Consider the following 26,999-nt stretch of genomic DNA (forward strand, 5'->3'; position numbering starts at 1 on the left):
ACGTGCATAGTGAGATCCACTTCCGAATACGTCGGAAGCGTTGCGCGGTGGCAGGTCCCGGGCGACGGGGGAATGTTCCACGGGGGAGTTTCGAATGACCAGCCATCACGCGACCTTGTCGCGCCTTTCTGCAGGAGTTTTTGCCAGAGTGGTGAGCCTCGCGCTCGCCGGGCTGGTCGTGGTGGCCGGACAGAGCGCAGCGGCCGCGCAAACGCTGACCGATCCCGAACCCCGCTCCGACTACCTGGTCTCGTTCGCGAGCGGCGTGGCCCCCGATGCCAGTGCCAGCACCCTTGCCTCGGCGGAGGCGGTCGTCTCGACAGCGATCCCCGCCCTCCGCCTGTACGGGGTCTCGCTCACTGATGCCGGAGCCCAGGCGCTGCGCGCGGACGAGTCCGTCACGCGGGTCGAGGCCGACCTGGTCCGCGAGGTCCAGGGTGTGCCTGACGACCCGGCGTACGGCGACCAGTGGGCCTTGCCGCAGATCGGCTGGGACGCGGCGTACGGCTCGATCACCCCGAGCGGTTCCGCAACGGTCGCCGTCCTGGACACCGGCGTGAACCCCACCGACGACCTCGCCGGCCAGCTCGTCCCCGGAGCCTCGATGCTCGCGGGCGTCGAGGGGACCAACGACCCGAACGGCCACGGCACCGCGATGGCGAGCATCGTCGCCGCCGGCGTCGACAACGGCACGGGCATCGCGGGCGTCGGCTACCGCGGGGTGTCCGTCATGCCCGTGAAGGTCCTCGACTCCGACGGTCTCGGCCAGGACTCGGCCATCGTCGAAGGTGTCGTGTACGCGGCTGACCACGGCGCCGACGTCATCCTGATGGCCTTCTCCAACCCAGGCCGCAGTGAAGCGCTCCAGGCCGCCGCCGACTACGCCTGGTCGAAGGGCGCGGTGCTGGTCGCCGCTAGCGGCAACGACGGCTCGACCGCGAACACTTTCCCCGCCGGTCTCGCCAAGGTGGTCGGCGTCTCCGCCACCACCCGCGACGACACCCTGTGGAGCGGCTCCAGCTCCGGGGACGGCACCTTCCTCGCCGCCCCCGGTGTGGACATCTCCTCCGGCTCGGGCTCGCTGACCGGCACGTCGGCCTCGGCCGCGATTGCCGCAGGTGCTGCGGCGCTCGTGAAGGCCAACGACCCCTCCGCCTCGAACGGCGTCGTCGTCGGTCGGTTGGCCCGCAACGCCGACCCCGCCGGCACAGTCTCGGACTCCGGCAACGGCCGGGTTAACCTGGCGCGCGCTCTCGAGGACAGCTCCACCGAAGCCGTCGTCCCTGCCGGCGTCGCCGGCGACGGCGGTCCGATTGTGGGGCCGTATGTCGCGGCGGCGCTCGGCGTGACCGCCACCTATTCGTCGACCACGAGCACAATCACGACGACGATAACGGGCGCGGCCGCGAACAAGCGGTACGACATCACATACACGCCCCCCTCAGCCTCGGGCCAGCCACCGCGGGTCTTCTCGTGTGTAGAGCCGGGGGGCAGCGGTGGCAATATCACATTCAGCCACTCGTATGCCTTGCCATCAGGCTTCGCCTCCGGCACGTGGACCATAACGGTCGACGAGTACAACAGCGGTCAAGGTTGCGCGGGCACCAGCAACAGGACCGCGTCCGTCAGCACGACGGCAGTTGTGCTCGCCCCAGCCACCATCTCCGGCGTCGTGTTCAACGACGCGAACAACAACGGCACCCTCGATTCGGGCGAGGCCCTGTCCGGTGCTGTTTTGTCGCTGTTCAAGGACAGCAACGCGAACGGGGCTTTCGACGTCGGCAGTGACACGGCGGTTTCTACGCAAAACAGCACTGGTACTGGCACTTGGTCCTTCGGGTCGCTCGGGCTCAGCACGACGTACTTCGTGCTACGGACCAATCCAACCGGCTATACGTCGTCGAACGCGGTCCCGGGCACGGATTCGAACACGACGACCACCAAGGTGACCAACGATCAGTTGAAGGTGATCGTCAGTGGTAACTCAGGCGCCAGCAGCACCAGCAACAAGTTCGTGGCCAGGATCACCAGCAGGGCTCCGGTGGCGGTCGACGACGCCGCTTCCACGACTGAGGACACCGCGGCGGCGTTCAATGTGATCGGCAACGACACTGACGCTGATGGGGACGCGTTGACGGTGAAGGCGGGTTCGATCTCGGCCCCGGCGCATGGCACCGCCATGTTGGTGACCAGTGGTGCGGACGCCGGGAAGATCCTCTACACCCCGAACGCGAACTATGTCGGTCCGGATTCCTTCACCTACCGGGCCACCGATGGTGGTCTGGACTCGAACGTCGCGACGGTCAGTGTCACGGTCTCGGGGGTCAACGACGCCCCGGTGGCGGTCGATGACGCCGCGGAGACCGCTGAGGACACCTCGGTGGCGAAGAACGTGATCGCCAACGACACCGATGTGGACAACACCACCGCGCAGCTGTCGGTGAAGCCGGGCTCGCTGTCGGCGACCAACGGCACCGCGACCCTGGACGCCGATGGGGTGACCATCCACTTCACCCCGGACGCCGACCTCAACAACGGCAACGTCGACGGGGACGGGTTCACCGTGACCTATCGGGCCACTGACGGCACCGCGGACTCGAACGTGGCCACGCTGAGGATCAGCGTCACCGGTGTCAACGACGCCCCGGTGGCGGTCGATGACGCCGCGGAGACCGCTGAGGACACCTCGGTGGCGAAGAACGTGATCGCCAACGACACCGATGTGGACAACACCACCGCGCAGCTGTCGGTGAAGCCGGGCTCGCTGTCGGCGACCAACGGCACCGCGACCCTGGACGCCGATGGGGTGACCATCCACTTCACCCCGGACGCCGACCTCAACAACGGCAACGTCGACGGGGACGGGTTCACCGTGACCTATCGGGCCACTGACGGCACCGCGGACTCGAACGTGGCCACGCTGAGGATCAGCGTCACCGGTGTCAACGACGCCCCGGTGGCGGTCGATGACGCCGCGGAGACCGCTGAGGACACCTCGGTGGCGAAGAACGTGATCGCCAACGACACCGATGTGGACAACACCACCGCGCAGCTGTCGGTGAAGCCGGGCTCGCTGTCGGCGACCAACGGCACCGCGACCCTGGACGCCGATGGGGTGACCATCCACTTCACCCCGGACGCCGACCTCAACAACGGCAACGTCGACGGGGACGGGTTCACCGTGACCTATCGGGCCACTGACGGCACCGCGGACTCGAACGTGGCCACGCTGAGGATCAGCGTCACCGGTGTCAACGACGCCCCGGTGGCGGTCGATGACGCCGCGGAGACCGCTGAGGACACCTCGGTGGCGAAGAACGTGATCGCCAACGACACCGATGTGGACAACACCACCGCGCAGCTGTCGGTGAAGCCGGGCTCGCTGTCGGCGACCAACGGCACCGCGACCCTGGACGCCGATGGGGTGACCATCCACTTCACCCCGGACGCCGACCTCAACAACGGCAACGTCGACGGGGACGGGTTCACCGTGACCTATCGGGCCACTGACGGCACCGCGGACTCGAACGTGGCCACGCTGAGGATCAGCGTCACCGGTGTCAACGACGCCCCGGTGGCGGTCGATGACGCCGCGGAGACCGCTGAGGACACCTCGGTGGCGAAGAACGTGATCGCCAACGACACCGATGTGGACAACACCACCGCGCAGCTGTCGGTGAAGCCGGGCTCGCTGTCGGCGACCAACGGCACCGCGACCCTGGACGCCGATGGGGTGACCATCCACTTCACCCCGGACGCCGACCTCAACAACGGCAACGTCGACGGGGACGGGTTCACCGTGACCTATCGGGCCACTGACGGCACCGCGGACTCGAACGTGGCCACGCTGAGGATCAGCGTCACCGGTGTCAACGACGCCCCGGTGGCGGTCGATGACGCCGCGGAGACCGCTGAGGACACCTCGGTGGCGAAGAACGTGATCGCCAACGACACCGATGTGGACAACACCACCGCGCAGCTGTCGGTGAAGCCGGGCTCGCTGTCGGCGACCAACGGCACCGCGACCCTGGACGCCGATGGGGTGACCATCCACTTCACCCCGGACGCCGACCTCAACAACGGCAACGTCGACGGGGACGGGTTCACCGTGACCTATCGGGCCACTGACGGCACCGCGGACTCGAACGTGGCCACGCTGAGGATCAGCGTCACCGGTGTCAACGACGCCCCGGTGGCGGTCGATGACGCCGCGGAGACCGCTGAGGACACCTCGGTGGCGAAGAACGTGATCGCCAACGACACCGATGTGGACAACACCACCGCGCAGCTGTCGGTGAAGCCGGGCTCGCTGTCGGCGACCAACGGCACCGCGACCCTGGACGCCGATGGGGTGACCATCCACTTCACCCCGGACGCCGACCTCAACAACGGCAACGTCGACGGGGACGGGTTCACCGTGACCTATCGGGCCACTGACGGCACCGCGGACTCGAACGTGGCCACGCTGAGGATCAGCGTCACCGGTGTCAACGACGCCCCGGTGGCGGTCGATGACGCCGCGGAGACCGCTGAGGACACCTCGGTGGCGAAGAACGTGATCGCCAACGACACCGATGTGGACAACACCACCGCGCAGCTGTCGGTGAAGCCGGGCTCGCTGTCGGCGACCAACGGCACCGCGACCCTGGACGCCGATGGGGTGACCATCCACTTCACCCCGGACGCCGACCTCAACAACGGCAACGTCGACGGGGACGGGTTCACCGTGACCTATCGGGCCACTGACGGCACCGCGGACTCGAACGTGGCCACGCTGAGGATCAGCGTCACCGGTGTCAACGACGCCCCGGTGGCGGTCGATGACGCCGCGGAGACCGCTGAGGACACCTCGGTGGCGAAGAACGTGATCGCCAACGACACCGATGTGGACAACACCACCGCGCAGCTGTCGGTGAAGCCGGGCTCGCTGTCGGCGACCAACGGCACCGCGACCCTGGACGCCGATGGGGTGACCATCCACTTCACCCCGGACGCCGACCTCAACAACGGCAACGTCGACGGGGACGGGTTCACCGTGACCTATCGGGCCACTGACGGCACCGCGGACTCGAACGTGGCCACGCTGAGGATCAGCGTCACCGGTGTCAACGACGCCCCGGTGGCGGTCGATGACGCCGCGGAGACCGCTGAGGACACCTCGGTGGCGAAGAACGTGATCGCCAACGACACCGATGTGGACAACACCACCGCGCAGCTGTCGGTGAAGCCGGGCTCGCTGTCGGCGACCAACGGCACCGCGACCCTGGACGCCGATGGGGTGACCATCCACTTCACCCCGGACGCCGACCTCAACAACGGCAACGTCGACGGGGACGGGTTCACCGTGACCTATCGGGCCACTGACGGCACCGCGGACTCGAACGTGGCCACGCTGAGGATCAGCGTCACCGGTGTCAACGACGCCCCGGTGGCGGTCGATGACGCCGCGGAGACCGCTGAGGACACCTCGGTGGCGAAGAACGTGATCGCCAACGACACCGATGTGGACAACACCACCGCGCAGCTGTCGGTGAAGCCGGGCTCGCTGTCGGCGACCAACGGCACCGCGACCCTGGACGCCGATGGGGTGACCATCCACTTCACCCCGGACGCCGACCTCAACAACGGCAACGTCGACGGGGACGGGTTCACCGTGACCTATCGGGCCACTGACGGCACCGCGGACTCGAACGTGGCCACGCTGAGGATCAGCGTCACCGGTGTCAACGACGCCCCGGTGGCGGTCGATGACGCCGCGGAGACCGCTGAGGACACCTCGGTGGCGAAGAACGTGATCGCCAACGACACCGATGTGGACAACACCACCGCGCAGCTGTCGGTGAAGCCGGGCTCGCTGTCGGCGACCAACGGCACCGCGACCCTGGACGCCGATGGGGTGACCATCCACTTCACCCCGGACGCCGACCTCAACAACGGCAACGTCGACGGGGACGGGTTCACCGTGACCTATCGGGCCACTGACGGCACCGCGGACTCGAACGTGGCCACGCTGAGGATCAGCGTCACCGGTGTCAACGACGCCCCGGTGGCGGTCGATGACGCCGCGGAGACCGCTGAGGACACCTCGGTGGCGAAGAACGTGATCGCCAACGACACCGATGTGGACAACACCACCGCGCAGCTGTCGGTGAAGCCGGGCTCGCTGTCGGCGACCAACGGCACCGCGACCCTGGACGCCGATGGGGTGACCATCCACTTCACCCCGGACGCCGACCTCAACAACGGCAACGTCGACGGGGACGGGTTCACCGTGACCTATCGGGCCACTGACGGCACCGCGGACTCGAACGTGGCCACGCTGAGGATCAGCGTCACCGGTGTCAACGACGCCCCGGTGGCGGTCGATGACGCCGCGGAGACCGCTGAGGACACCTCGGTGGCGAAGAACGTGATCGCCAACGACACCGATGTGGACAACACCACCGCGCAGCTGTCGGTGAAGCCGGGCTCGCTGTCGGCGACCAACGGCACCGCGACCCTGGACGCCGATGGGGTGACCATCCACTTCACCCCGGACGCCGACCTCAACAACGGCAACGTCGACGGGGACGGGTTCACCGTGACCTATCGGGCCACTGACGGCACCGCGGACTCGAACGTGGCCACGCTGAGGATCAGCGTCACCGGTGTCAACGACGCCCCGGTGGCGGTCGATGACGCCGCGGAGACCGCTGAGGACACCTCGGTGGCGAAGAACGTGATCGCCAACGACACCGATGTGGACAACACCACCGCGCAGCTGTCGGTGAAGCCGGGCTCGCTGTCGGCGACCAACGGCACCGCGACCCTGGACGCCGATGGGGTGACCATCCACTTCACCCCGGACGCCGACCTCAACAACGGCAACGTCGACGGGGACGGGTTCACCGTGACCTATCGGGCCACTGACGGCACCGCGGACTCGAACGTGGCCACGCTGAGGATCAGCGTCACCGGTGTCAACGACGCCCCGGTGGCGGTCGATGACGCCGCGGAGACCGCTGAGGACACCTCGGTGGCGAAGAACGTGATCGCCAACGACACCGATGTGGACAACACCACCGCGCAGCTGTCGGTGAAGCCGGGCTCGCTGTCGGCGACCAACGGCACCGCGACCCTGGACGCCGATGGGGTGACCATCCACTTCACCCCGGACGCCGACCTCAACAACGGCAACGTCGACGGGGACGGGTTCACCGTGACCTATCGGGCCACTGACGGCACCGCGGACTCGAACGTGGCCACGCTGAGGATCAGCGTCACCGGTGTCAACGACGCCCCGGTGGCGGTCGATGACGCCGCGGAGACCGCTGAGGACACCTCGGTGGCGAAGAACGTGATCGCCAACGACACCGATGTGGACAACACCACCGCGCAGCTGTCGGTGAAGCCGGGCTCGCTGTCGGCGACCAACGGCACCGCGACCCTGGACGCCGATGGGGTGACCATCCACTTCACCCCGGACGCCGACCTCAACAACGGCAACGTCGACGGGGACGGGTTCACCGTGACCTATCGGGCCACTGACGGCACCGCGGACTCGAACGTGGCCACGCTGAGGATCAGCGTCACCGGTGTCAACGACGCCCCGGTGGCGGTCGATGACGCCGCGGAGACCGCTGAGGACACCTCGGTGGCGAAGAACGTGATCGCCAACGACACCGATGTGGACAACACCACCGCGCAGCTGTCGGTGAAGCCGGGCTCGCTGTCGGCGACCAACGGCACCGCGACCCTGGACGCCGATGGGGTGACCATCCACTTCACCCCGGACGCCGACCTCAACAACGGCAACGTCGACGGGGACGGGTTCACCGTGACCTATCGGGCCACTGACGGCACCGCGGACTCGAACGTGGCCACGCTGAGGATCAGCGTCACCGGTGTCAACGACGCCCCGGTGGCGGTCGATGACGCCGCGGAGACCGCTGAGGACACCTCGGTGGCGAAGAACGTGATCGCCAACGACACCGATGTGGACAACACCACCGCGCAGCTGTCGGTGAAGCCGGGCTCGCTGTCGGCGACCAACGGCACCGCGACCCTGGACGCCGATGGGGTGACCATCCACTTCACCCCGGACGCCGACCTCAACAACGGCAACGTCGACGGGGACGGGTTCACCGTGACCTATCGGGCCACTGACGGCACCGCGGACTCGAACGTGGCCACGCTGAGGATCAGCGTCACCGGTGTCAACGACGCCCCGGTGGCGGTCGATGACGCCGCGGAGACCGCTGAGGACACCTCGGTGGCGAAGAACGTGATCGCCAACGACACCGATGTGGACAACACCACCGCGCAGCTGTCGGTGAAGCCGGGCTCGCTGTCGGCGACCAACGGCACCGCGACCCTGGACGCCGATGGGGTGACCATCCACTTCACCCCGGACGCCGACCTCAACAACGGCAACGTCGACGGGGACGGGTTCACCGTGACCTATCGGGCCACTGACGGCACCGCGGACTCGAACGTGGCCACGCTGAGGATCAGCGTCACCGGCGTCAACGACGCCCCGGTGGCGGTCGATGACGCCGCGGAGACCGCTGAGGACACCTCGGTGGCGAAGAACGTGATCGCCAACGACACCGATGTGGACAACACCACCGCGCAGCTGTCGGTGAAGCCGGGCTCGCTGTCGGCGACCAACGGCACCGCGACCCTGGACGCCGATGGGGTGACCATCCACTTCACCCCGGACGCCGACCTCAACAACGGCAACGTCGACGGGGACGGGTTCACCGTGACCTATCGGGCCACTGACGGCACCGCGGACTCGAACGTGGCCACGCTGAGGATCAGCGTCACCGGCGTCAACGACGCCCCGGTGGTGACCCTCTCGGCTGGCAACGACCTGACGGTCAGCGAGGGTACCCAGCACAGCTACGCGTTCTCGGTGACCGATGTCGACAGCACCTCGTTCTCGGTGGTGGCTGTCTCCTGTGGCGCCAACGGCTCCCAGGTCGGCACCACGACCACCACGGCCTCCGGTGGCAGCTTCACCTGCCGGTTCCCCGACGGCCCGGCCTCCTCGACCGTCTCGGTGCAGGTCAAGGACTCCGACAACACCAACAGCAACACCGCCACCCAGACGGTGAACGTGACCAACGACGCCCCGGTGGTGACCCTGGCGGCCGGCAACGACCTGACGGTCAGCGAGGGCACCCAGCACAGCTACGCGTTCTCGGTGACCGACACCGGTCAGGACACCTTCACGGTGGTGGCTGTCTCCTGTGGCGCCAACGGCTCCCAGGTCGGCACCACGACCACCACGGCCTCCGGTGGCAGCTTCACCTGCCGGTTCCCCGACGGCCCGGCCTCCTCGACCGTCTCGGTGCAGGTCAAGGACTCCGACAACACCAACAGCAACACCGCCACCCAGACGGTGAACGTGACCAACGACGCCCCGGTGGTGACCCTGGCGGCCGGCAACGACCTGACGGTCAGCGAGGGCACCCAGCACAGCTACGCGTTCTCGGTGACCGACACCGGTCAGGACACCTTCACGGTGGTGGCTGTCTCCTGTGGCGCCAACGGCTCCCAGGTCGGCACCACGACCACCACGGCCTCCGGTGGCAGCTTCACCTGCCGGTTCCCCGACGGCCCGGCCTCCTCGACCGTCTCGGTGCAGGTCAAGGACTCCGACAACACCAACAGCAACACCGCCACCCAGACGGTGAACGTGACCAACGACGCCCCGGTGGTGACCCTGGCGGCCGGCAACGACCTGACGGTCAGCGAGGGCACCCAGCACAGCTACGCGTTCTCGGTGACCGACACCGGTCAGGACACCTTCACGGTGGTGGCTGTCTCCTGTGGCGCCAACGGCTCCCAGGTCGGCACCACGACCACCACGGCCTCCGGTGGCAGCTTCACCTGCCGGTTCCCCGACGGCCCGGCCTCCTCGACCGTCTCGGTGCAGGTCAAGGACTCCGACAACACCAACAGCAACACCGCCACCCAGACGGTGAGCGTGACCAACGGAGCGCCGACGGCGTACGCAGGCGGTCCCTACAGCGGTCCATGGGGCAGTCCGATCACGTTCAACGGGAACGCGACTGACCCGGGTGGTAGCAACGACACGTTGACGTACGAATGGGACTTCGACTACACCGCTGGCAGCTTCACGACCGATGTGTCGGGTGTGGACTTGAAGACTCCGAGCCACAGCTACAACTCCCCTGGCACCTACACCGTAGGTCTGCGGGTGTCGGACGAGGACGGGGCAACCAGTTCCGTCTCCACCGCTCAGGTCACCGTTGGGAAGCGCACGACGACGCTGGCCTACACCGGTGACACCTCGAAGCAGTACACCGATCGCGCGACTGTTTCTGCGAGCCTGACCGACGCCGGTGACGGGACTGGTCTCGCCGGCAAGACCATCACGTTCACGATCGGGACGGGTGGGACGGCTCAGACCGTCTCCGCTGTGACCGATGCGAGCGGAGTCGCAAGTGCAAGCATCCAGCTGAACCAGCAGGCGGTGTCGACGACCGTGACGGCGACGTACGCCGGCGACGCTCGGTACACGGCGAAGTCCGACAGCAAGGGGTTCATTGTCTCGCAGGAGGACGCGTCACTCGAGTACACCGGCGACACGATCGGCGCGACCGGCACCAACCTCACACTCGAGGCGACGGTCAAGGACAGCGCGGCTGGCAGCTACGTGGGCACGGGTGCTGAGCCCGGTGGGACGATCGGCGACATCACCAAGATGTGGATCCGCTTCGATGTCTACTCCCAGACCGCTTGTGGCACCGGGACACCCCTCGCGTCCAAGTTCGCGCAGGTCGTGGACACGGGCACATCAGGAGACGGAGTTGGCTCCGCGCGTACGACGTACACCTCCAGCTCAGAGGCCTCCTACTGCGTGGTCGCCAAGCTCGTGGCTTCCGCCAGCGGAGGGGTCAACGCCTGGTACACCGCGCCCAGTGCCCAGCACGCAGTCGTCACCTTCTACAACAACACCGGTCAGTTCGTGACCGGGGGCGGCTGGATCACGGACCCGAACACCAACCGCGGAAACTTCGGGTTCAATGCGAGGTACCTCAAGAACGGCTCCGCCCAGGGCCAGATGGTCTACGTATACCGAGACTCCTACTCGGGTCCGTGCACGATCAACGGAGTGGCGCAGACGTGCACCAACGTGCCGGCCACCTACGTGATCAAGAGCAACTCGATCACGGCCCTCGGGTTCACCGGGACGGCCTATCCCATCAAGGCGAACCTCCGGGGCAAGGCCACGATCCAGGTCAACCGGGCCAGTGACGGTGCGTCGCTGTGGAGCGAGGGCAACGCCTCGTTCGACGCGACGACCACTGACACCGGCAGGAGCTCGGGGATCGGCAGCGATGAGTACTCGCTCACCGTCATGCGCAACGGAGGGACGAGCCCGTTCAAGTACGTGCCGCCGTCGCTCCTGAAGGGTGGCAACGTGGTGATTCACGTCAAGTGAGCCACTGTCACCCTCGTGTCGCACGGGGCCGTTTCAGTCGTCCTTCGTGTGTCCTCGAGGTCGGAGCGACGGATCCACAAGTAGCGCTGATCAGGGCCGGGACGTCTTGAAACAGGTCTTCCCAACCAGTAGCGCTCAGGGGCGTTGCAGCGGACGAGCTTGAAAAAGCTCTGGGCCCCGGGGGCTCATACTCCCCGGGGCCGGTTCATTTCTAACCCGACCTCGGGGTCGATCGCGGGAGGCGCGCCGCTGCGCCGTTGTGGCGGCGCCCCCGGCAGGAGTCGAACCCGCAACCGTTGGAGTAGAAATCCACTGCGCTATCCATTGCGCCACGGGGGCTTAGTCGGCGTCGAGTATCCCACCCCGGCACCCGTCCGCGCCGCGCCACCGCCGCGCACGCATCTGCGTCGGACGGATGGACAAGGACGCGATCGGCCAAGTACCGGGTATCCCATCCGAGATCGGCGCACCCTCAGATGCGGCCGATTCATCCTCATGGCACCCGGCTGTCGTCTTAAACTGACCGCGGCTCAGCGTTCCTAGGGAGTTGGCCATGCGCGCGTTCCCCGTGCCCGGCGATGTGTTCGGCAACTACGTGATCGAGCGCGAGCTCGGACGTGGAGCCATGGGGATCGTCTACCTGGCACGGCAACCCAGCCTGGAGCGTCGCGTTGCGCTGAAGCTATTGAGCCCGGTGCTGGACGAGCCGTCGTTCCGCAGGCGGTTCGAACGTGAGGCTCGGACCCTGGCTAAGCTGCAGTCGCCGTACGTGGTGGCGGTTCACGACTTCGGGGAGCACGACGGCTGGCTGTACCTGACCAACCCGTACTTGTCGGACGGCGACCTGCAGGCGCGGATCGACGTGCGTCCTTTCGATCCCGGCACGGCGCTGCGGCTCCTCGGGCAGCTCGCGACGGGTCTGTCCGCGGCGCATCAGGCCGGCATCATCCATCGCGACATCAAGCCGTCCAACATCCTTCTCGCCGAGGACCCCGACGGGCTGCGGTTGCTGCTGTCCGACTTCGGCATCGCCCGCGAGATGAGTGCCGGCGTACTGACCACGACGGCCGTTGCGGTCGGGACCCTGCCCTACATGCCGCCCGAGCGTCATGAAGGCAGCGACGCCTCGCCTGCCGGCGACGTCTATGCGCTCGGCTGCGTGCTGTGGGCGATGCTGCACGGTCGACCCCCGTTCCTCAACGACAAGGGCATCTTGCAGCTCAAGGATGTGTTCACCGCGCCTCCTCCGGCGTTCGTCGGCCCACTCGCCCACCACGTCAACGGCATCCTGCTCAGGTGCCTGGCAAAGGATCCTGAGGACCGGTTCACGGACGCACTTCAGCTGCGAGCAGCCCTCGCGGCTGGAAGAGAAGCCGTCGAGAACCGCCATCGGGACGGAGCCGACGGGAAGGCGGCCGACGAGCGAGAGGCCGACGGGGGTGGTGGGCGTGGGCCTGACGAGGCTGACCGGCGAATCGAGCCCGCTCGAACCACGGTGATAGGTCCTCCAGAAAGAGGTTCCACAGGGACTGACGAACGCCCTTCGAAGCGACCTCGACGCATCGCGATGCTCGTCGGCGGGGTGGCCATCGGCGCTCTTGTCCTCGGCGGCATCGGACTCCTGGTCGCGACGACGGGTGACTGGCCGGATGACGCACGAGCGAGCGACTTCTGCGAGGTCCTCGACAAACAAGATGGCCGCGTGTGGGACGACTCTGACCGCACGATCGAGGGCGTGCGCGAGGGCATGGGCGCCATCGCGGAAGTGGGCACGCCGAGCGACGCGCCCGACGGTCTCCGGGCGTTCCTGATGGACCTCGAGAAGGCTGCCGACGAAGCTTCCGACGTCGAGGAATTCGACCGGCGTGCCGAGGAGCTGGAGCCGTCTGACGCGGAAGACGACGAATGGGAGGCGTGGATTGACGACACCTGTTCCTGATGGTCTCGTTCCGGCGCGCATCGCATATAGCTACGCGCGGGGACGAGGGCTCACGCACGTCTGAAACCGGAGCTGTCGCAATGTCGTTGTTCAAGAGGAAGTCCCGCGGTGAGGCTCCTGCCTCCCACGTAACCTCCGGTCTCGCTACCGGGCGAGCGGCCGGCCCCCCGGCGTACTCCGCCTGGCAAAGCGAACATCCCTTGGCGCCAGAGCCCAACCGGCTGGCCTGGATGCAGCCCGTCCTCCTCGACGAGGTGGCCCGGGGGACGGAGTTCGACGGGCTCGTCGGTCGTCACGTCGTCGGCATCGCCGAGTCCTCGGACGCGAGCCTGCCGTACGTGACCGTGGCGATAGACGACCACGATGGCATTGAGGTCGTCATGGTGTGCCAGCGCGGAGGGCGCGACCTTGACCACGTGCTCATCATCGACTCTTCCGGCGGGACCTCTACCCAGGGGCCGCTCCCGTCGGCCGGGTCGCTCGACCAGTGGGCCAGCAAGACCGTCCACGTGCTTCTCTCGTACTTCAGCGGCCCCGGGCGGAACAGGCCCGGTGAAGGCGACAGGGCAGAACAGGCCGCGGCTGATCGTCCGGTGGCCGGGCCGGGCGCGCGCGTCCACACCGCCGAGAGCCCGGCGTACCGCGAATTCGCCACCAGAAGCGCGTCGCCCAGCATCGACTCGTACGTCGTCGGTCAGGTCGTTCACCGGACAGAGCCGCCGGGAGGCCGGATCGAGATCTGGTCCGCCCTCGTCGACCGGTCGCTAGGGCAGGACGCGGTCAATCCGATCCACACTTCCCACGCTGCCGCGGCGTTCGACCGGAACGGCCGACTGGTCGCGATCTACACCGTCGAGACGTCGACGCTGCACGACGAGGTGTTCGCCGTCGTCTACGACGGCAGTCCCGCCCGCCAGTACCAGGACGCACGGAACGACGTCCTCGGTCCCGAGGGGTTCGAGCGCGCCGCGGTCCCCGTCCTCTGCCGGCTCATGGACGACGGCAACTAGTCCGACTCTCACCCGCGCAGGCGGGCCATCCACTCCTCGACGGCGTCGGGCTCTCTCGGCAGCGCGGCAGAGAGGTTGCGGACGCCGTCCGCGGTGACGACGACGTCGTCCTCGATCCGGATGCCGATCCCGCGCAGCTCCTCGGGGACGAGCAGGTCGTCCTCCTGGAAGTAGAGGCCGGGCTCCACGGTCAGCACCATGCCCTCGGCGAGGATGCCGTCGCGGTAGGACTCGGGCGCGGCGCGACCGCAGTCGTGGACGTCCATGCCGAGCATGTGGCTGGTGCCGTGCAGGGTCCAGCGCGAGTAGACCTTGGACTCCGGGTCGAGCGCCTCCTCGACCGGCACCGGCAGCAACCCGAGGTCGTCGAGACCGTGCGCCAGCACCGTCATCGCCGCGTCGTGGCCGGCGAGGAAGGGTACGTCGGGCCGGAGCGCGGCGATGCCGGCCTCCTGGGCCCTCAGCACGAGGGTGTAGAGGTCGCGCTGCAACGGGCTGAAGGTGCCGCTGACCGGCAGCGTCCTGGTGACGTCGGCGGTGTAGAGGTTGTGGCCCTCCACGCCCATGTCGAGCAGCACCAACTGGCCGGGCACGATCGGGCCCGAGTTCTCGATCCAGTGCAGCGTGGTCGCGTGCGCGCCTCCGGCAACGATGGAGTCGTAGCCGATGTCGTTGCCCATCGTGCGGGCGCGGCGGAAGAACGTGCCCTCGAGCCAGCGCTCGCCGTACTCGAGCACCTTGTCCCACTCTGCCGCGGAGTCCTCGAAGCCCAGGGTGGTGGCGTCGCAGGCGGCCTGGAGCTCGCCGAGCTCCCACGCGTCCTTGACCAGCCGCATCTCCGAGACGACTCGCGCCAGGTCGGTGTCGAGCGACTCGTCGGCCGGGACCAGCGAGTCGACCGCGTCGGAGACACCGCGGTGGACGCGGGTCTTCGCCGACTTCGCCAGGGCGTCCGGGAGGTCGTCGACGTGCTTGACCGTCAGGCCGAGCGCGGCCTCGATCTCACCCAGTGACGGGCGACGGCCCGCCCAGAGCGCGCCGTACTGCCGGTCGCGGAAGAACTCGTCGCTCTCACGTCCGGACCGGGGCCGGGCGTAGAGCACCGACGACCCGTCCGGCTCGATCACCAGCGTGGCGTCCGAAGTCTGGTTGCCGCAGAAGTAGGCGTGCGCCGTGTCGGACCGGAACCGGTAGTCGGTGTCGGCCGCCCGCACCTTGAACGTGCCGGCCGGTAGCACCAGCCGCTCGCCCGGGAAGGTCGCCGCCAGCCGGGCCCGCCGCTCGGCGGCCCACGGGGCGATCGGGTGCGGCTCGACCTCGCGCTCGCGGTCGTCCCAGCCGGTCCGCATGAAGGCGGCGTAGGCCTCAGGGACGGCGGGATCGTGCGACTCGGTCTTCGGCTCCTTGGCGACGTGATTCACGTCTCTAACTGTAACTTCCGCGTGTTCGTGCCGGACCGGGCGCAGGGATGCCGCCCCGATAGGCTTCCGCCCGTGTCAGGAGCCCGCCGCGACAGTGTCGCCTTCACGGTCGTCGTGACCGTGGCGGTGGTCATCGGCGCGCTGTTGATGCTCGTGATTCTCGCCCTCTCCGGCGCGCCCGGGATCATGCTCCTGGCCACCGCGCTGGCCGCGCTGCCGGTCGGACCGGTCGTCGCCGTCTACCTCTGGCTCGACCGCTACGAGCCCGAACCCAAGCACCTCCTCGTCTACGCCCTACTCTGGGGTGCGTTCGTCGCCACCATCGCCGCGCTCGTCGTGCAGGGGATCGGCGGATTCGTCGTGGGAGTCACCGACACCGTGTCGCTCGCGGTGGTCGCCCCCGTGACCGAGGAGGCGAGCAAGGGTCTCTTCCTGTTGCTGCTGCTCTGGTGGCGGCGCGCCGAGCTCGACGGCGTCCTCGACGGTCTGGTGTACGCCGGTCTGGTCGGTGTGGGGTTCGCCTTCACCGAGAACATCCTCTACCTGGCGGCGGCGTACGGCGGGACGGACGGCACCGGTCCCGGCGGGGTCGCCGGCGTGACCACGATCTTCGTGATCCGCTGCATCTTCAGCCCGTTCGCCCACCCGCTGTTCACCGCGTTCATCGGCGTCGGGCTGGGTCTCGCCGTGATGTCGACCCGCCGGTCGGTCCGGATCCTCGCGCCGATCGGGGGGTACCTCTGTGCGGTGGCCGCGCACGCACTGTGGAACGGGTCGACCGTCTTCGGGTTCGGCAGCTTCGTCCTCGCCTACGTCGTGCTCATGGTGCCGGCGTTCGTCGGCATGATCGGCCTCGGGGTCTGGGCGCGCACCAAGGAGCGGCAGATGCTGACGATGGCCCTCGGCGACGCGGCGGCGCGCGGCCTGATCCCGGCGACCGACATCGGGTGGATCGTCGACCTGCGGGCCCGGAGGATCGCACGGCGACACGCCCGGATCGAGGGCGGTGACCGCGCCGCTCAAGCGATGCGGGACTATCAGCAGGCCGCGATCGAACTCGGGTTCTTACACCATCGCCTGCTGCGCGGCACGGCACCGAAGGACTGGCAGGCGCGTGGCCAGGACTTCCTGGTGCGCATCCAGGCGTCCCGTCCGGGGTTCGCCTTCCCCGGACAGGTGGTACCCCTACGATGACCGCGTCCCACAGGGGGCAGAGCGACGAGATCGCTGGCAGCCAGATGCTGACCGAGATGGTCCGGCTCCGCGGTGCCCTGCAGACCGCGGCGCTGCCCCTCGACCTCCCCGGCGTCGCGGCTCTCCGCGAGCACCGGCAGGAGGTCATCGACCAGCTCGAGGACTACGTGATACCGCGGCTGATGTCGATGGACGCGCCGCTGCTGGCGGTCGTCGGCGGGTCGACCGGCGCCGGCAAGTCGACGCTCGTCAACACGCTCGTCGGGCACCGGGTGACCACGCCCGGCGTGCTCCGTCCGACGACGCGATCGCCCGTCCTGGTCCACCACCCCGACGAGGGCCAGTGGTTCGGCCAGGACCGGATGCTGCCCGACCTGAAGCGGGTCAGCCACCCGACCAACGACCACGACTGCATCCAGCTGGTCCCGACCGACTCGGTCCCGAAGGGCGTCGCGATCCTCGACGCCCCTGACGTCGACTCCGTGGAGGAGCGCAACCGGATCCTCGCCGGGCAGCTCCTCTCCGCCGCCGACCTGTGGCTCTTCGTGACGTCGGCCGCGCGCTACAGCGACCAGGTCCCGTGGGAGTACCTGAAGCAGGCCGCCGAGCGCTCCACCGCGGTGGCGATCGTGCTCGATCGCACTCCGCCCGACGTCGTCGAGACCGTCTCCGGCCACCTCGCCCGGATGATGGCGGCCCGTGGGCTCAAGGACTCGCCGCTGTTCGGTGTCGCCGAGGGACCGGTCACCGACGACGGACTGCTGCCGCTCGCCCACGTCGCCGAGATCCGGGGGTGGCTCGAGGCGCTCGCCGCCGACACCGTCGCCCGCAGCGCGATCGTGCAGCAGACCGTCGGCGGCTCGATCCGGATCCTGACCCGACGCGTCTACCCGATCGCCGACGCCGCCGAGGAGCAGCTGATCGCCATCGGCGACCTCGCCACGCTCGTCGAGCGGCAGTACGAAATCGTGAGCAAGCAGCAGCTCACGACGACGAGCGACGGCACCCTGCTCCGCGGGGACCTGCTCACCCGCTGGCAGGAGTTCGTCGGCAGCGGCGAGCTGATCCGCTCCCTCGAGGCAAAGGTCGGCTTCGTCCGCGAGCGGCTGGTCAACGCGATCAAGGGCAAGCCGCAGCAGGCGGAGCGCGTCGCGGTCGCCATCGAGACCGGTCTGGAGACCCTCGTCGTCGAGCACGGTGAGCAGGCGGCCGCCCGGGCCGCCGCGGCCTGGCGGGCGACGCCGTACGGCGCCCAGCTGGTCGAGGTCGCGACCGAGGATCTCTCGCGCGCGACGCGCGACCTGCGCCGTCGCGCCGACGCCGAGATCCAAGCCTGGCAGGCCGAGCTGCAGGAGCTGGTACGCAGCGAGAGCGGCGAGGCCCGGACCTCTACCCGTTTCCTGGCCGTCGGGGTCCGCGGGCTCGCGGTCACGCTGGCGGTCGTCGTCCTCGGTGGTGAGCAGCCGCCGGCCGCGGCCGCCGACTCGCTCCGTCTCGGCGCGCGGCTGCTCGAGACGGTGGTCGGTCCGGGCACTGCCGGGATGCTCCGCCACCGGGCCCGGGAGTCGCTGGAGGACCGGATCCGCGCTTTGCTCGCCGGGGAGCGCAACCGTTACGTTGCACCGGCCGACCAGTGGCAGCTGGCGCCGGACGCGGGGGAGCAGCTGAGGGCGGCCGCCCGGCGGGTCGACGACCTGCGGTACGCCGCCACGATGCAGAAGGGCACTGGAGGACACCTGTGACTCAACCGGATGGGGAGACGCGCGCGCTGCGCGAGCTCGCCACCCGCGGGACGACGATCGGCGCGCGCCTGCAGGGACTCGAGCAGGCGGTGTCGGCGGCGCGCGGGCGGCTCGACGACGCCCTTCTCGACGAGACCGAGGCGACCGTCGAGCGGGCGGCCGGCCGGCTGAGGCTGTCTGCCCACCACACGGTGGTCGCGATCGCGGGGGCGACGGGATCGGGAAAGTCGTCGACGTTCAACGCGCTCACCGGGCTCGAGCTCTCGTCCACCGGCGTCCGTCGGCCGACGACGTCCTGGGCGACCGCATGCGTCTGGGGGAACGAGGGCGCCGCAGAGGTGCTCGAGTGGCTCGGCATCCCGCCGCGGCACCAGACGATGCGCGACTCGATGCTCGACACCAAGGTCGATGACAAGGCGCTCGAGGGCGTCGTCCTGATGGACCTGCCCGACCACGACTCGACCGAGGTCTCCCACCACCTCGAGGTCGACCGGCTGGTCGAGCTCGCGGACCTGCTGGTCTGGGTCCTCGACCCTCAGAAGTACGCCGACGCCGCCCTCCACGACCGCTACCTCGCGCCGTACGCGACCCATGCGGACGTGATGCTGATCGTCCTCAACCACATCGACACGATCGCTCCCGAGAAGCGGCAGGGCATGGTCGACGACGTCAAGCGCCTGCTCGCGCTCGACGGGCTCGCCTCGGTGAAGGTCATCCCGGTCAGCGCCCGTGAGGGCATCGGTGTCGAGGAGCTCCGGCAGGAGATCGCGTCCCGCGTCGAGCACAAGCGCAGCACGACCGCCCGCGTGGAAGCCGACGTCGCCGCCGCCGCCGGCCGGCTCGACCGCGCCGGTGGCGACGCCCCGCCCCGGGATGTCTCCGCCCAGCAGGCTCGGGCACTCGAGGAACGCGTCGCCGAGGCCGCCGGTGTGCCGACCATCGCCGGCGCTGTCGAGCGGACGATCCGGAGCCGTGCTGCCAGGGCGGTGGCGTGGCCACCGGCGGTGCTGGTCGCCGGTCTCCGTCGTCGACGTGAGGACGAGCTGCTCGCGGGCTACCACGCCGGCTCGCAGCCGCAGGCCGTCGCCGTCCAGCGGGCGTCCGTCGACAACGCGGTCCGTGAGCTCGCCGACGAGACGGCACAAGGCCTCGGTACGCCGTGGGCGGACGCCGTCCGCCAGGCCGCAACGGCGCGGCTCGAGGAGACCGATGACGCGCTCGACCGAGGGCTGAGCTCCGTGGACCTGGGCGTCGGTCGGCTGCCCGGTTGGGTCGGCCTGGTGCGCGTGCTGCAGTGGCTGCTCTTCCTGGGCGCTGTCGGCGGGGGTCTGTGGTGGGCATGGCTCGCCTCCCAGGGCACGCTCGAAGGCGCGCCGGAGGTGGCCGGCTTCGTGCTGCCGCCGGTCGTGCTGGTCGGCGGGCTGGTGCTCGGACTGCTGCTGTGGCTATGCGTCCGCCCGCTCGTGGGCGGCACGGCGCGCTCCCGGAGGGAGGCCGCCGACCAGGGGTTGCGCGACGTCGTCGCCGACGTGCTGGCCGACCAGGTCGTCGCCCCCACCAACGAGGTGCTGGCGTCGTACTCCGCCTTCCGCTCAGGCATCCAACACGCCCAGCAGTAGAATTTGCCCGAGCGCGTCGCAGATCGTCCGGCTCGCCCGGGCCATCGCTCCGCTCGGCCCAGGGTCGCCGAACGATGCGGCTGCGCCGCCGTGCGCCGCGCTGCCGGGCCGCAGTTGACGCGGTCATGGGTTGCGGCAGCTTGGCGGCTCGCTGCCGCCGGTCAGGCTGCCCGAGCGCGTCGCACGATCGTCCGGCTCGCCGCACCTGAGCCACCAACCGTCCACAGGCCGCTCGCCACGGCGTCTCTCTCCACAGCCGTGGTGCCGGCGCCGGTCGTCCGTCGGCGGCCCCGCGTGGACTCCGTCGTGGCCGGTCGCGAGTGCGGCCGGGGATATCGGAGGCATGACATGACGAACGACACGATGGTCACGGTCCAGGGCTGGCTGGGCAACGAGCCCCAGCTGCGCCAGGTCGCCGGCACGAGCGTGGCCAACTTCCGCCTGGGCTGCACGCCACGCCGTTTCCATCGCGGCCGTCAGGAGTGGGTCGACGGTCCGACCCAGTGGTACAGCGTCAGTGCCTGGCGGCTGCTCGGCGAGCACAGCAAGCGGTCCCTCCACGTCGGCGACCCGGTGATCGTGCACGGGCGGCTCAACCAGCGCAGCTACACGCGCGACGGCGTCGAGGTGACTGCGCTCGAGATCGAGGCGATCACCGTCGGGCACGACCTCACCCGCGGGGTGAGCTCGTTCAGCAAGACGGTCGGCTCTCCGCGGCGCGACGACCGGCCCCAGGAGCCGGCGGTCGCGTCCCCGGAGCAGGACCCGTGGGCGGTTCCCACGGCTCAGTCGCCCGAGGTCGCAGAGGTGGCGGCCGGCGCCGCGTGATGCCCGCCGGCGGTGGCCGGGGCCGGCTCGGCCACCCCGCGCCGGTCCCGGTCACGGCCCGCACGTAGGCTCAGGCAACGTGGCTGAGTACGTCTTCACCCTGCGCAACGTCCGTAAGGCTCACGGCGACAAGGTCGTCCTGGACAACGTGACCCTGTCGTTCCTCCACGGAGCCAAGATCGGCGTCGTCGGCCCCAACGGAGCCGGCAAGTCGTCGTTGCTCAAGATCATGGCGGGGCTCGACCGTCCCAACAACGGTGACGCGATCCTCGACCCCGACGCGACTGTCGGCATGCTCCAGCAGGAGCCGCCGCTGACGGAGGGCAAGACCGTCCTCGACAACGTCGAGGAGGCGGTGGGCGAGATCAAGCAGAAGCTCGACCGCTTCAACCAGATCTCCGAGGAGCTCGGCAACCCCGATGCCGACTACGACTCCCTCCTGGCCGAGATGGGCGACCTGCAGACCGACCTCGACCACGCCAGCGCCTGGGACCTCGACAGCCGACTCGACCAGGCGATGGACGCCCTGCGCTGCCCTCCGCCGGACGCGATCGTCGACAACCTCTCCGGTGGTGAGCGACGCCGGGTCGCGCTGTGCAAGCTGCTCCTGCAGCAGCCCGACCTGCTGCTCCTCGACGAGCCCACCAACCACCTGGACGCGGAATCGGTCCAGTGGCTGGAGGGCCACCTGAAGTCCTACCCCGGCGCCGTCCTCGCCGTCACCCACGACCGCTACTTCCTCGACAACGTCGCGGAGTGGATCGCCGAGGTCGACCGCGGCCGGATCCACGGCTACGAGGGCAACTACTCGACCTACCTGGAGACCAAGAAGGACCGTCTCAAGATCGAGGGCGCCAAGGACGCCAAGCGCGCGAAGATGCTCGAGAAGGAGCTGGAGTGGGTCCGGTCCAACGCCAAGGCGCGGCAGACCAAGAGCCGGGCCCGGCTCGCCCGGTACGAGGAGATGGCGGCCGAGGCCGAGCGCGACCGCAAGATCGACACCTCCGAGATCAACATCCCGGCCGGCCCTCGCCTCGGTGACATCGTGCTCGAGACCAAGGGGCTCACCAAGGGCTTCGAGGGTCGCGTCCTCATCGACGACCTGTCGTTCACGCTGCCCCGCGCGGGCATCGTCGGCGTGATCGGGCCCAACGGCGTCGGCAAGACCACGCTGTTCCGGATGATCACCGGCAGCGAGCAGCCGGACGCGGGCGACCTGACGGTCGGGCAGACGGTGAAGATCTCCTACGTCGACCAGAGCCGCGGCGGCATCGACCCGAACAAGAACGTCTGGGAGGTCGTCTCCGACGGCCTCGACTTCATCAAGGTCGCCAACTTCGAGATGAACTCGCGCGCCTACGTCGCCTCATTCGGGTTCAAGGGTCCCGACCAGCAGAAGAAGGCCGGCGTGCTGTCCGGTGGCGAGCGCAACCGCCTCAACCTCGCGCTCACGCTGAAGATGGGCGGCAACCTGCTGCTGCTCGACGAGCCGACCAACGACCTCGACGTCGAGACCCTGTCGTCCCTCGAGGACGCGCTGCTCGACTTCCCGGGCTGCGCGGTGGTCACCTCGCACGACCGGTGGTTCCTCGACCGCGTCGTCACCCACATCCTGGCGTGGGAGGGCGACAACGACGACCCCGCCAAGTGGTTCTGGTTCGAGGGCAACTTCGCGTCCTACGAGGAGAACAAGGTCGAGCGGCTCGGTGTCGAAGCGGCACGCCCGCACCGGGTCACCCACCGCCGCCTGACCAGAGATTAAGCGCGCGCAGTTGACGCGGTCAGTGGTCGCCGTTGCTTGGCGGCTGCGAGGCCCTACCTGTCGTCGCGCATCTCCCGCTCGGGGTGGTCGGCGATCAGCCGGTCGGCAACGGCGTCCATGACCCTTCCCAGCGCGGCGAAGTCGTCGTCGTCGACGAGGTCGACGAGGTAGTCCCGCACGCCGGTCACGTGGGTCGGCGCGACGTTGCGGAGCAGGAGGTCACCGCGCTCGGTCATCTTGCAGACGACGCCGCGACCGTCGACGGTCGAGCCGCACCGCTCGACGAGGCCTTCCGCCTCCATCCGCTTGACCGTGTGCGTCACCCGGCTGCGGCTGTGGGCGAGCGAGTCGGCCAGCCGTGCCATCCGGAGCGCGCGGCCCTCGGCCTCGGAGAGACGGACGAGGATCTCGTACTCCACCAGGGACACGCCGTGCTGCTTCCGAAGGTCGTCGTCCAGTCGGTCGAAGAGCAACGTGGTGCCGAGCACCAACGCGCGCCACGACCGCTGCTGACGGTCGTCGAGCCACCGGGGCTCACGCCGGAGCCACGCCTCGCGGGTAGCCTCCAGGTCGGGCTCGGTCACCTTCGCAGTCTAAGTCCGCACGGGCCCGCTGTGTGTCGGCTCACCGAAGGTCGCGACGCACCAGGACCCGCGGAAATCCGGCCAGCACCGACGTGGTCTCGGCCGCGACCCGGAACCCGGCCGCCTCGAAGTTCTTCAGCAGACCCGGGTAGGCCATCGTCAGGTCGACCTTCGCGCCCCCGTTGTCGAGCGGGTACGCCTCGACCACCGGCGCCTGGCGGCTGCGGGCGAACTCCACTGCGCCCTCGATCAGCGCGTGCGAGATGCCCTGGCCGCGGTGACCGGGCCGGACCCGGACGCACCACAGCGACCACACCGGCAGGTCGTCGACGTGGGGGATCTTGCGGTTGCGGGCGAACGCCGTGTCCGCGCGCGGCGCGACCGCTGCCCAGCCGACCGGTTCGTCGCCGTCGTACGCCAGCACACCGGGCGGCGGATCGGCGCGGACCAGATCCGCGACGTACTCGCCCCGGGCCGGACCGCGGAGCTCGTTGTTGAGCTTGGACGGGATCCGGTAGCTCAGGCACCAGCACACGTTGGCGTCGGGTCGTTTCGGTCCGAGGACGGCGCGGACGTCGTCGAAGACCGTGGCCGGGCGGACGTCGATGCTCATGCCATCGAGGTGCCGGGGGTTCAGCTGAGCCGCTCGACGATCATCGCCATGCCCTGGCCGCCGCCGACGCACATCGTGATGAGGCCGGTGGTCTTGTCGTGCCAGTCGAGCGAGTTCAGCATCGTGTTCTGCAGCCGGGCACCGGTCATGCCGAACGGGTGCCCGACCGCGATCGCGCCGCCGTTGACGTTGAGCCGGTCGAGGTCGATGCCGAGGTCCTGGTACGACGGCACCACCTGCGCCGCGAACGCCTCGTTGATCTCGACCAGGTCGATGTCGCCGATGGTCATGTTCGCATTGGCGAGCGCCTTCTTCGTGGCCTCGACCGGGCCGAGGCCCATGATCTCGGGGGAGAGGCCGCTGACGCCGGTGGAGACGATCCGGGCCAGCGGGGTCACGCCGAGCTCCTTGGCCTTCGTGTCCGACATGATGACGACGGCGGCGGCGCCGTCGTTGAGCGGGCAGCAGTTGCCGGCGGTGACCACCCCGTCCGGGCGGAAGACCGGTTCCAGCTGCGAGATCGCCTCATAGGTGACGCCCGCCCGGGGGCCGTCGTCCTTGGAGACGACAGTCCCGTCGGAGAGCGTCACCGGCGTGATCTCCCGCTCCCAGAAACCGTCGGCGATCGCCTTCTCGGCCAGGTTCTGCGACCGGACCCCGAACTCGTCGAGCTCCTTGCGGTCCAGGCCCCGCATCCGGGCGACGTTCTCAGCCGTCTGTCCCATCGCGATGTAGACGTCGGGGAGCTGCCCGTCCTCGCGCGGGTCGTGCCAGTCGCCAGAATCAGCGGAGCCGCCCTGGGCCATTCTTTCCGTGCGCTGCTGGGCATCGGCGAAGAGCGGGTTCCTGGTGTTGGGGATGTGGTCCGACGTACCGAACTGGAACCGCGAGACGGTCTCGACACCGGCCGAGATGAAGACGTCACCCTCGCCGGCCTTGATCGCGTGGAACGCCATCCGCGAGGTCTGCACCGAGGAGGAGCAGTACCGGGTGATCGTGGCGCCGGGGATCTCGTAGCCGAGCAGCGTGGTCACGATCCGCGCCATGTTGTTCCCGGCCTCGCCGCCGGGCAGCCCGCAGCCGAGGTAGAGGTCCTCGACCTCGTTGGGGTCGAGTGCGGGGATCTTGTCGAGCGCCGCCTTGATGATGAGGGCGGAGAGGTCGTCAGGGCGGAAGTCCTTCAGCGAACCCTTGTTGGCCCGCCCGATCGGCGTACGGGCGGCAGAAACGATGACGGCCTCGGGCATGGGGCACTCCTCGATGAGCGTGGACGGAACCAGCCCAGACTAGTGGGGCCGGACTGGAACACGTTGCAGTGGTGTCGGACGCCACAGCAGCGACCGGCCGTCGGCACCCGGCCGGCCCGTACGGCGGGCGCGTGCAACGATGCTGAGCGTGCGGCACCGCTATGCCTGCCCGATCCGTTGGGCCGACCTCGACCTGCTCGGGCACGTCAACAACGTGCGCTACGTCGACTACCTGCAGGAGGCGCGGGTGGACCTGCTGCGCGCCCACCGGTGGTCGGGACCGGCCGAGGCGACCGAGTCGCTGGTCGACGCCATCATCGTCATCCGGCACGAGGTGACCTACCGGGCACCCCTGCTCTTCGGCGAGCGACCGGTCCTCATCGAGTGCTGGGTGACCCAGCTGCGGGCCGGATCCTTCACGCTCGCCTACGAGGTCTTCCACGAGGACGAGGACGGCGCTCGGGTCGTCTACCTCGAGGCCAGCACGGTGCTGGCGCCGTTCCGCTTCGACACGGAGAGCCCGCGCCGGCTGAGCGCGGAGGAGCGAGCGGCGCTCGAGCCCTACCTCGAGCCCGTGCAGCGCGAGCGTCCGGCACCGCTGGTCGTCGACCGGGTCCGCGCCCGTCGCTACCCGGTCCAGGTGCGCTTCAGCGACGTCGACGTCTATCGGCACGTGAACAACGTCGTGTACTTCGAGTACTTCCAGGAGGCGCGGATCCGGTTGTTCATGGAGCTGGGGCGCGGTGTGTCACGTGCGCGGACGCTCGAGGTCGTCGTCGCCCGAACCGATGTCGACTACCTCGCGCCGATCACGCTCCGTGCCGACGCTTACGACTGCTGGACGCAGGTCGCGCACGTCGGGCGGACGTCCCTGGTCATCGAGTCGGAGATCGCCGACGGCGACCGGGCGCTCGCCCGGGCCCGGGTCGTGCTGGTGTTCTTCGACCCCGAGACGCAGCGGCCGACCGAGCCGCCGGCCGACTACCAGGCGCGGTTGCGCTCCGCACTGGCCTGAGAAGGGGGAGGCAGCGCGCCGCGGAGCTTCTTGAGGCCCCGGTGCCGCGCCACTCGCACGGCGACCGCGCTGATGCCGAGCGCCTCGGCCGTCGCGGCGATGTCGAGACCGAGCACCTCGAGGCAGGTCACGACGTCCCGCTCGCGGTCGGGGAGGCCCTGAAGCGCCTCCCGCACCCATTCGGCTCCGGCGTACGCCGACTCCGGTCCCGGCACGCTGTGGTCGTCCGTGGGGATCGTCGCGTTCGCGGCGTGACGCCGGCCGGTGCGCCTCCGGGAGTTGGCCGCGTGGTTGCGGGCGATGCCGAACAGCCAGCCGGCGAACTCCGACGAGGTGCCGTGGAAGTCGGCGATCTTCTGGGCCGCGACCAGCCACGCCTCGGCGGCCAGGTCGTCCGCGCTCTCGTCGAGACCCGACGTGCGTGTCTCCAACCACAGGACCAAGCGCCCGGCGTGAGCTCGGTAGAGCTCACGCCAGGCTTCAGGGTCACCGCTTTTGGCCGCGGCGACCAGGTCGTCGTCGGACCTCACCGAGCGTGCTCAGCTCCCATATCCCCGCGCGCTTCGTGCT

At 69.1% G+C, this 26,999-nt stretch carries 14 protein-coding genes and 1 tRNA gene; 9 read left to right on the forward strand and 6 right to left on the reverse strand.

Annotation, left to right across the window (positions count from 1 at the left end; all coding sequences use genetic code 11):
- Positions 1–151 precede the first annotated feature (151 nt).
- Positions 152–11,455, forward strand: coding sequence for an Ig-like domain-containing protein (locus tag SHK19_RS05840; protein WP_322938094.1), 11,304 nt, complete (start codon positions 152–154; stop codon positions 11,453–11,455).
- A 266-nt stretch (positions 11,456–11,721) separates the two neighbouring features.
- On the opposite strand, the gene SHK19_RS05845 is transcribed toward SHK19_RS05840, so the two are convergent.
- Positions 11,722–11,794: transfer RNA gene (locus SHK19_RS05845), tRNA-Arg, on the reverse strand.
- Positions 11,795–12,008: 214 nt separating this feature from the next.
- On the opposite strand from SHK19_RS05845, the gene SHK19_RS05850 reads away from it, so the two are divergent.
- Complete coding sequence (locus SHK19_RS05850) at positions 12,009–13,394, forward strand: serine/threonine-protein kinase (RefSeq protein ID WP_322938095.1); 1,386 nt, start codon at positions 12,009–12,011, stop codon at positions 13,392–13,394.
- Positions 13,394–14,404 (forward strand): hypothetical protein, encoded by a 1,011-nt coding sequence (locus SHK19_RS05855; RefSeq protein WP_322938096.1) that lies wholly within the window; start codon positions 13,394–13,396, stop codon positions 14,402–14,404. The genes SHK19_RS05850 and SHK19_RS05855 overlap by 1 nt, the downstream gene beginning before the upstream one ends.
- Before the next feature lie 8 nt (positions 14,405–14,412).
- On the opposite strand, the gene SHK19_RS05860 is transcribed toward SHK19_RS05855, so the two are convergent.
- On the reverse strand, positions 14,413–15,825 hold the full coding sequence (locus SHK19_RS05860; RefSeq protein WP_322458449.1) for an aminopeptidase P family protein: 1,413 nt from the start codon (positions 15,823–15,825) through the stop codon (positions 14,413–14,415).
- Between the two features lie 72 nt (positions 15,826–15,897).
- On the opposite strand from SHK19_RS05860, the gene SHK19_RS05865 reads away from it, so the two are divergent.
- From SHK19_RS05865 to ettA, 5 genes are all read left to right on the forward strand, one after another.
- Positions 15,898–17,019 (forward strand): PrsW family intramembrane metalloprotease, encoded by a 1,122-nt coding sequence (locus SHK19_RS05865; RefSeq protein ID WP_322458448.1) that lies wholly within the window; start codon positions 15,898–15,900, stop codon positions 17,017–17,019.
- Entirely contained in the window at positions 17,016–18,761 is a 1,746-nt protein-coding gene (locus SHK19_RS05870) for a dynamin family protein (protein WP_322938097.1), read from the forward strand. Before SHK19_RS05865 ends, SHK19_RS05870 begins: the two co-directional genes overlap by 4 nt.
- A complete protein-coding gene (locus SHK19_RS05875) occupies positions 18,758–20,380 on the forward strand; it encodes a GTPase (RefSeq protein WP_322938098.1) in 1,623 nt (540 codons plus the stop codon). The genes SHK19_RS05870 and SHK19_RS05875 overlap by 4 nt, the downstream gene beginning before the upstream one ends.
- A 348-nt stretch (positions 20,381–20,728) precedes the next feature.
- The gene (locus tag SHK19_RS05880) at positions 20,729–21,208 is read left to right on the forward strand and encodes a single-stranded DNA-binding protein (RefSeq protein WP_322458445.1); all 480 of its coding nucleotides are present in this window, start codon (positions 20,729–20,731) and stop codon (positions 21,206–21,208) included.
- A gap of 79 nt (positions 21,209–21,287) precedes the next feature.
- Positions 21,288–22,970, forward strand: a complete 1,683-nt coding sequence (ettA, locus tag SHK19_RS05885) for an energy-dependent translational throttle protein EttA (RefSeq protein WP_322938099.1) — start codon at positions 21,288–21,290, stop codon at positions 22,968–22,970.
- A 53-nt stretch (positions 22,971–23,023) separates the two neighbouring features.
- Here the strand turns inward: ettA and SHK19_RS05890 are convergent, their stop codons facing one another.
- Genes SHK19_RS05890 through SHK19_RS05900 form a run of 3 tightly spaced genes read right to left on the reverse strand, consistent with a single transcriptional unit; the run spans position 23,024 to position 25,414 of the window.
- Complete coding sequence (locus tag SHK19_RS05890; RefSeq protein WP_322458443.1) at positions 23,024–23,554, reverse strand: MarR family winged helix-turn-helix transcriptional regulator; 531 nt, start codon at positions 23,552–23,554, stop codon at positions 23,024–23,026.
- A gap of 40 nt (positions 23,555–23,594) precedes the next feature.
- Positions 23,595–24,167 carry a GNAT family N-acetyltransferase gene (locus SHK19_RS05895; RefSeq protein WP_322938100.1) on the reverse strand — a complete coding sequence of 191 codons (573 nt, stop codon included), beginning with the start codon at positions 24,165–24,167 and terminating at the stop codon, positions 23,595–23,597.
- A 20-nt stretch (positions 24,168–24,187) separates the two neighbouring features.
- Positions 24,188–25,414, reverse strand: a complete 1,227-nt coding sequence (locus SHK19_RS05900) for an acetyl-CoA C-acetyltransferase (RefSeq protein WP_322458441.1) — start codon at positions 25,412–25,414, stop codon at positions 24,188–24,190.
- A 148-nt stretch (positions 25,415–25,562) separates the two neighbouring features.
- Between SHK19_RS05900 and SHK19_RS05905 the strand changes: the two genes are divergently transcribed.
- Entirely contained in the window at positions 25,563–26,429 is an 867-nt protein-coding gene (locus SHK19_RS05905; protein WP_322458440.1) for an acyl-CoA thioesterase, read from the forward strand.
- On the opposite strand, the gene SHK19_RS05910 is transcribed toward SHK19_RS05905, so the two are convergent.
- Positions 26,396–26,959 (reverse strand): RNA polymerase sigma factor, encoded by a 564-nt coding sequence (locus tag SHK19_RS05910; protein ID WP_322458439.1) that lies wholly within the window; start codon positions 26,957–26,959, stop codon positions 26,396–26,398. The genes SHK19_RS05905 and SHK19_RS05910 overlap by 34 nt on opposite strands.
- Positions 26,960–26,999: the final 40 nt, after the last annotated feature.

The organism is Nocardioides bizhenqiangii, from assembly GCF_034661235.1.
Classification (GTDB): domain Bacteria; phylum Actinomycetota; class Actinomycetes; order Propionibacteriales; family Nocardioidaceae; genus Nocardioides; species Nocardioides bizhenqiangii.

Excerpts from the sequence above, each read along its gene's own strand:
- SHK19_RS05850 (WP_322938095.1), top strand. The coding sequence starts at position 12,009 with ATGCGCGCGTTCCCCGTGCCCGGCGATGTGTTCGGCAACTACGTGATC.
- SHK19_RS05855 (WP_322938096.1), top strand. The coding sequence starts at position 13,394 with ATGGTCTCGTTCCGGCGCGCATCGCATATAGCTACGCGCGGGGACGAG.
- SHK19_RS05870 (WP_322938097.1), top strand. The coding sequence starts at position 17,016 with ATGACCGCGTCCCACAGGGGGCAGAGCGACGAGATCGCTGGCAGCCAG.
- SHK19_RS05880 (WP_322458445.1), top strand. The coding sequence starts at position 20,729 with ATGACGAACGACACGATGGTCACGGTCCAGGGCTGGCTGGGCAACGAG.
- SHK19_RS05895 (WP_322938100.1), bottom strand. The coding sequence starts at position 24,167 with ATGAGCATCGACGTCCGCCCGGCCACGGTCTTCGACGACGTCCGCGCC.
- SHK19_RS05900 (WP_322458441.1), bottom strand. The coding sequence starts at position 25,414 with ATGCCCGAGGCCGTCATCGTTTCTGCCGCCCGTACGCCGATCGGGCGG.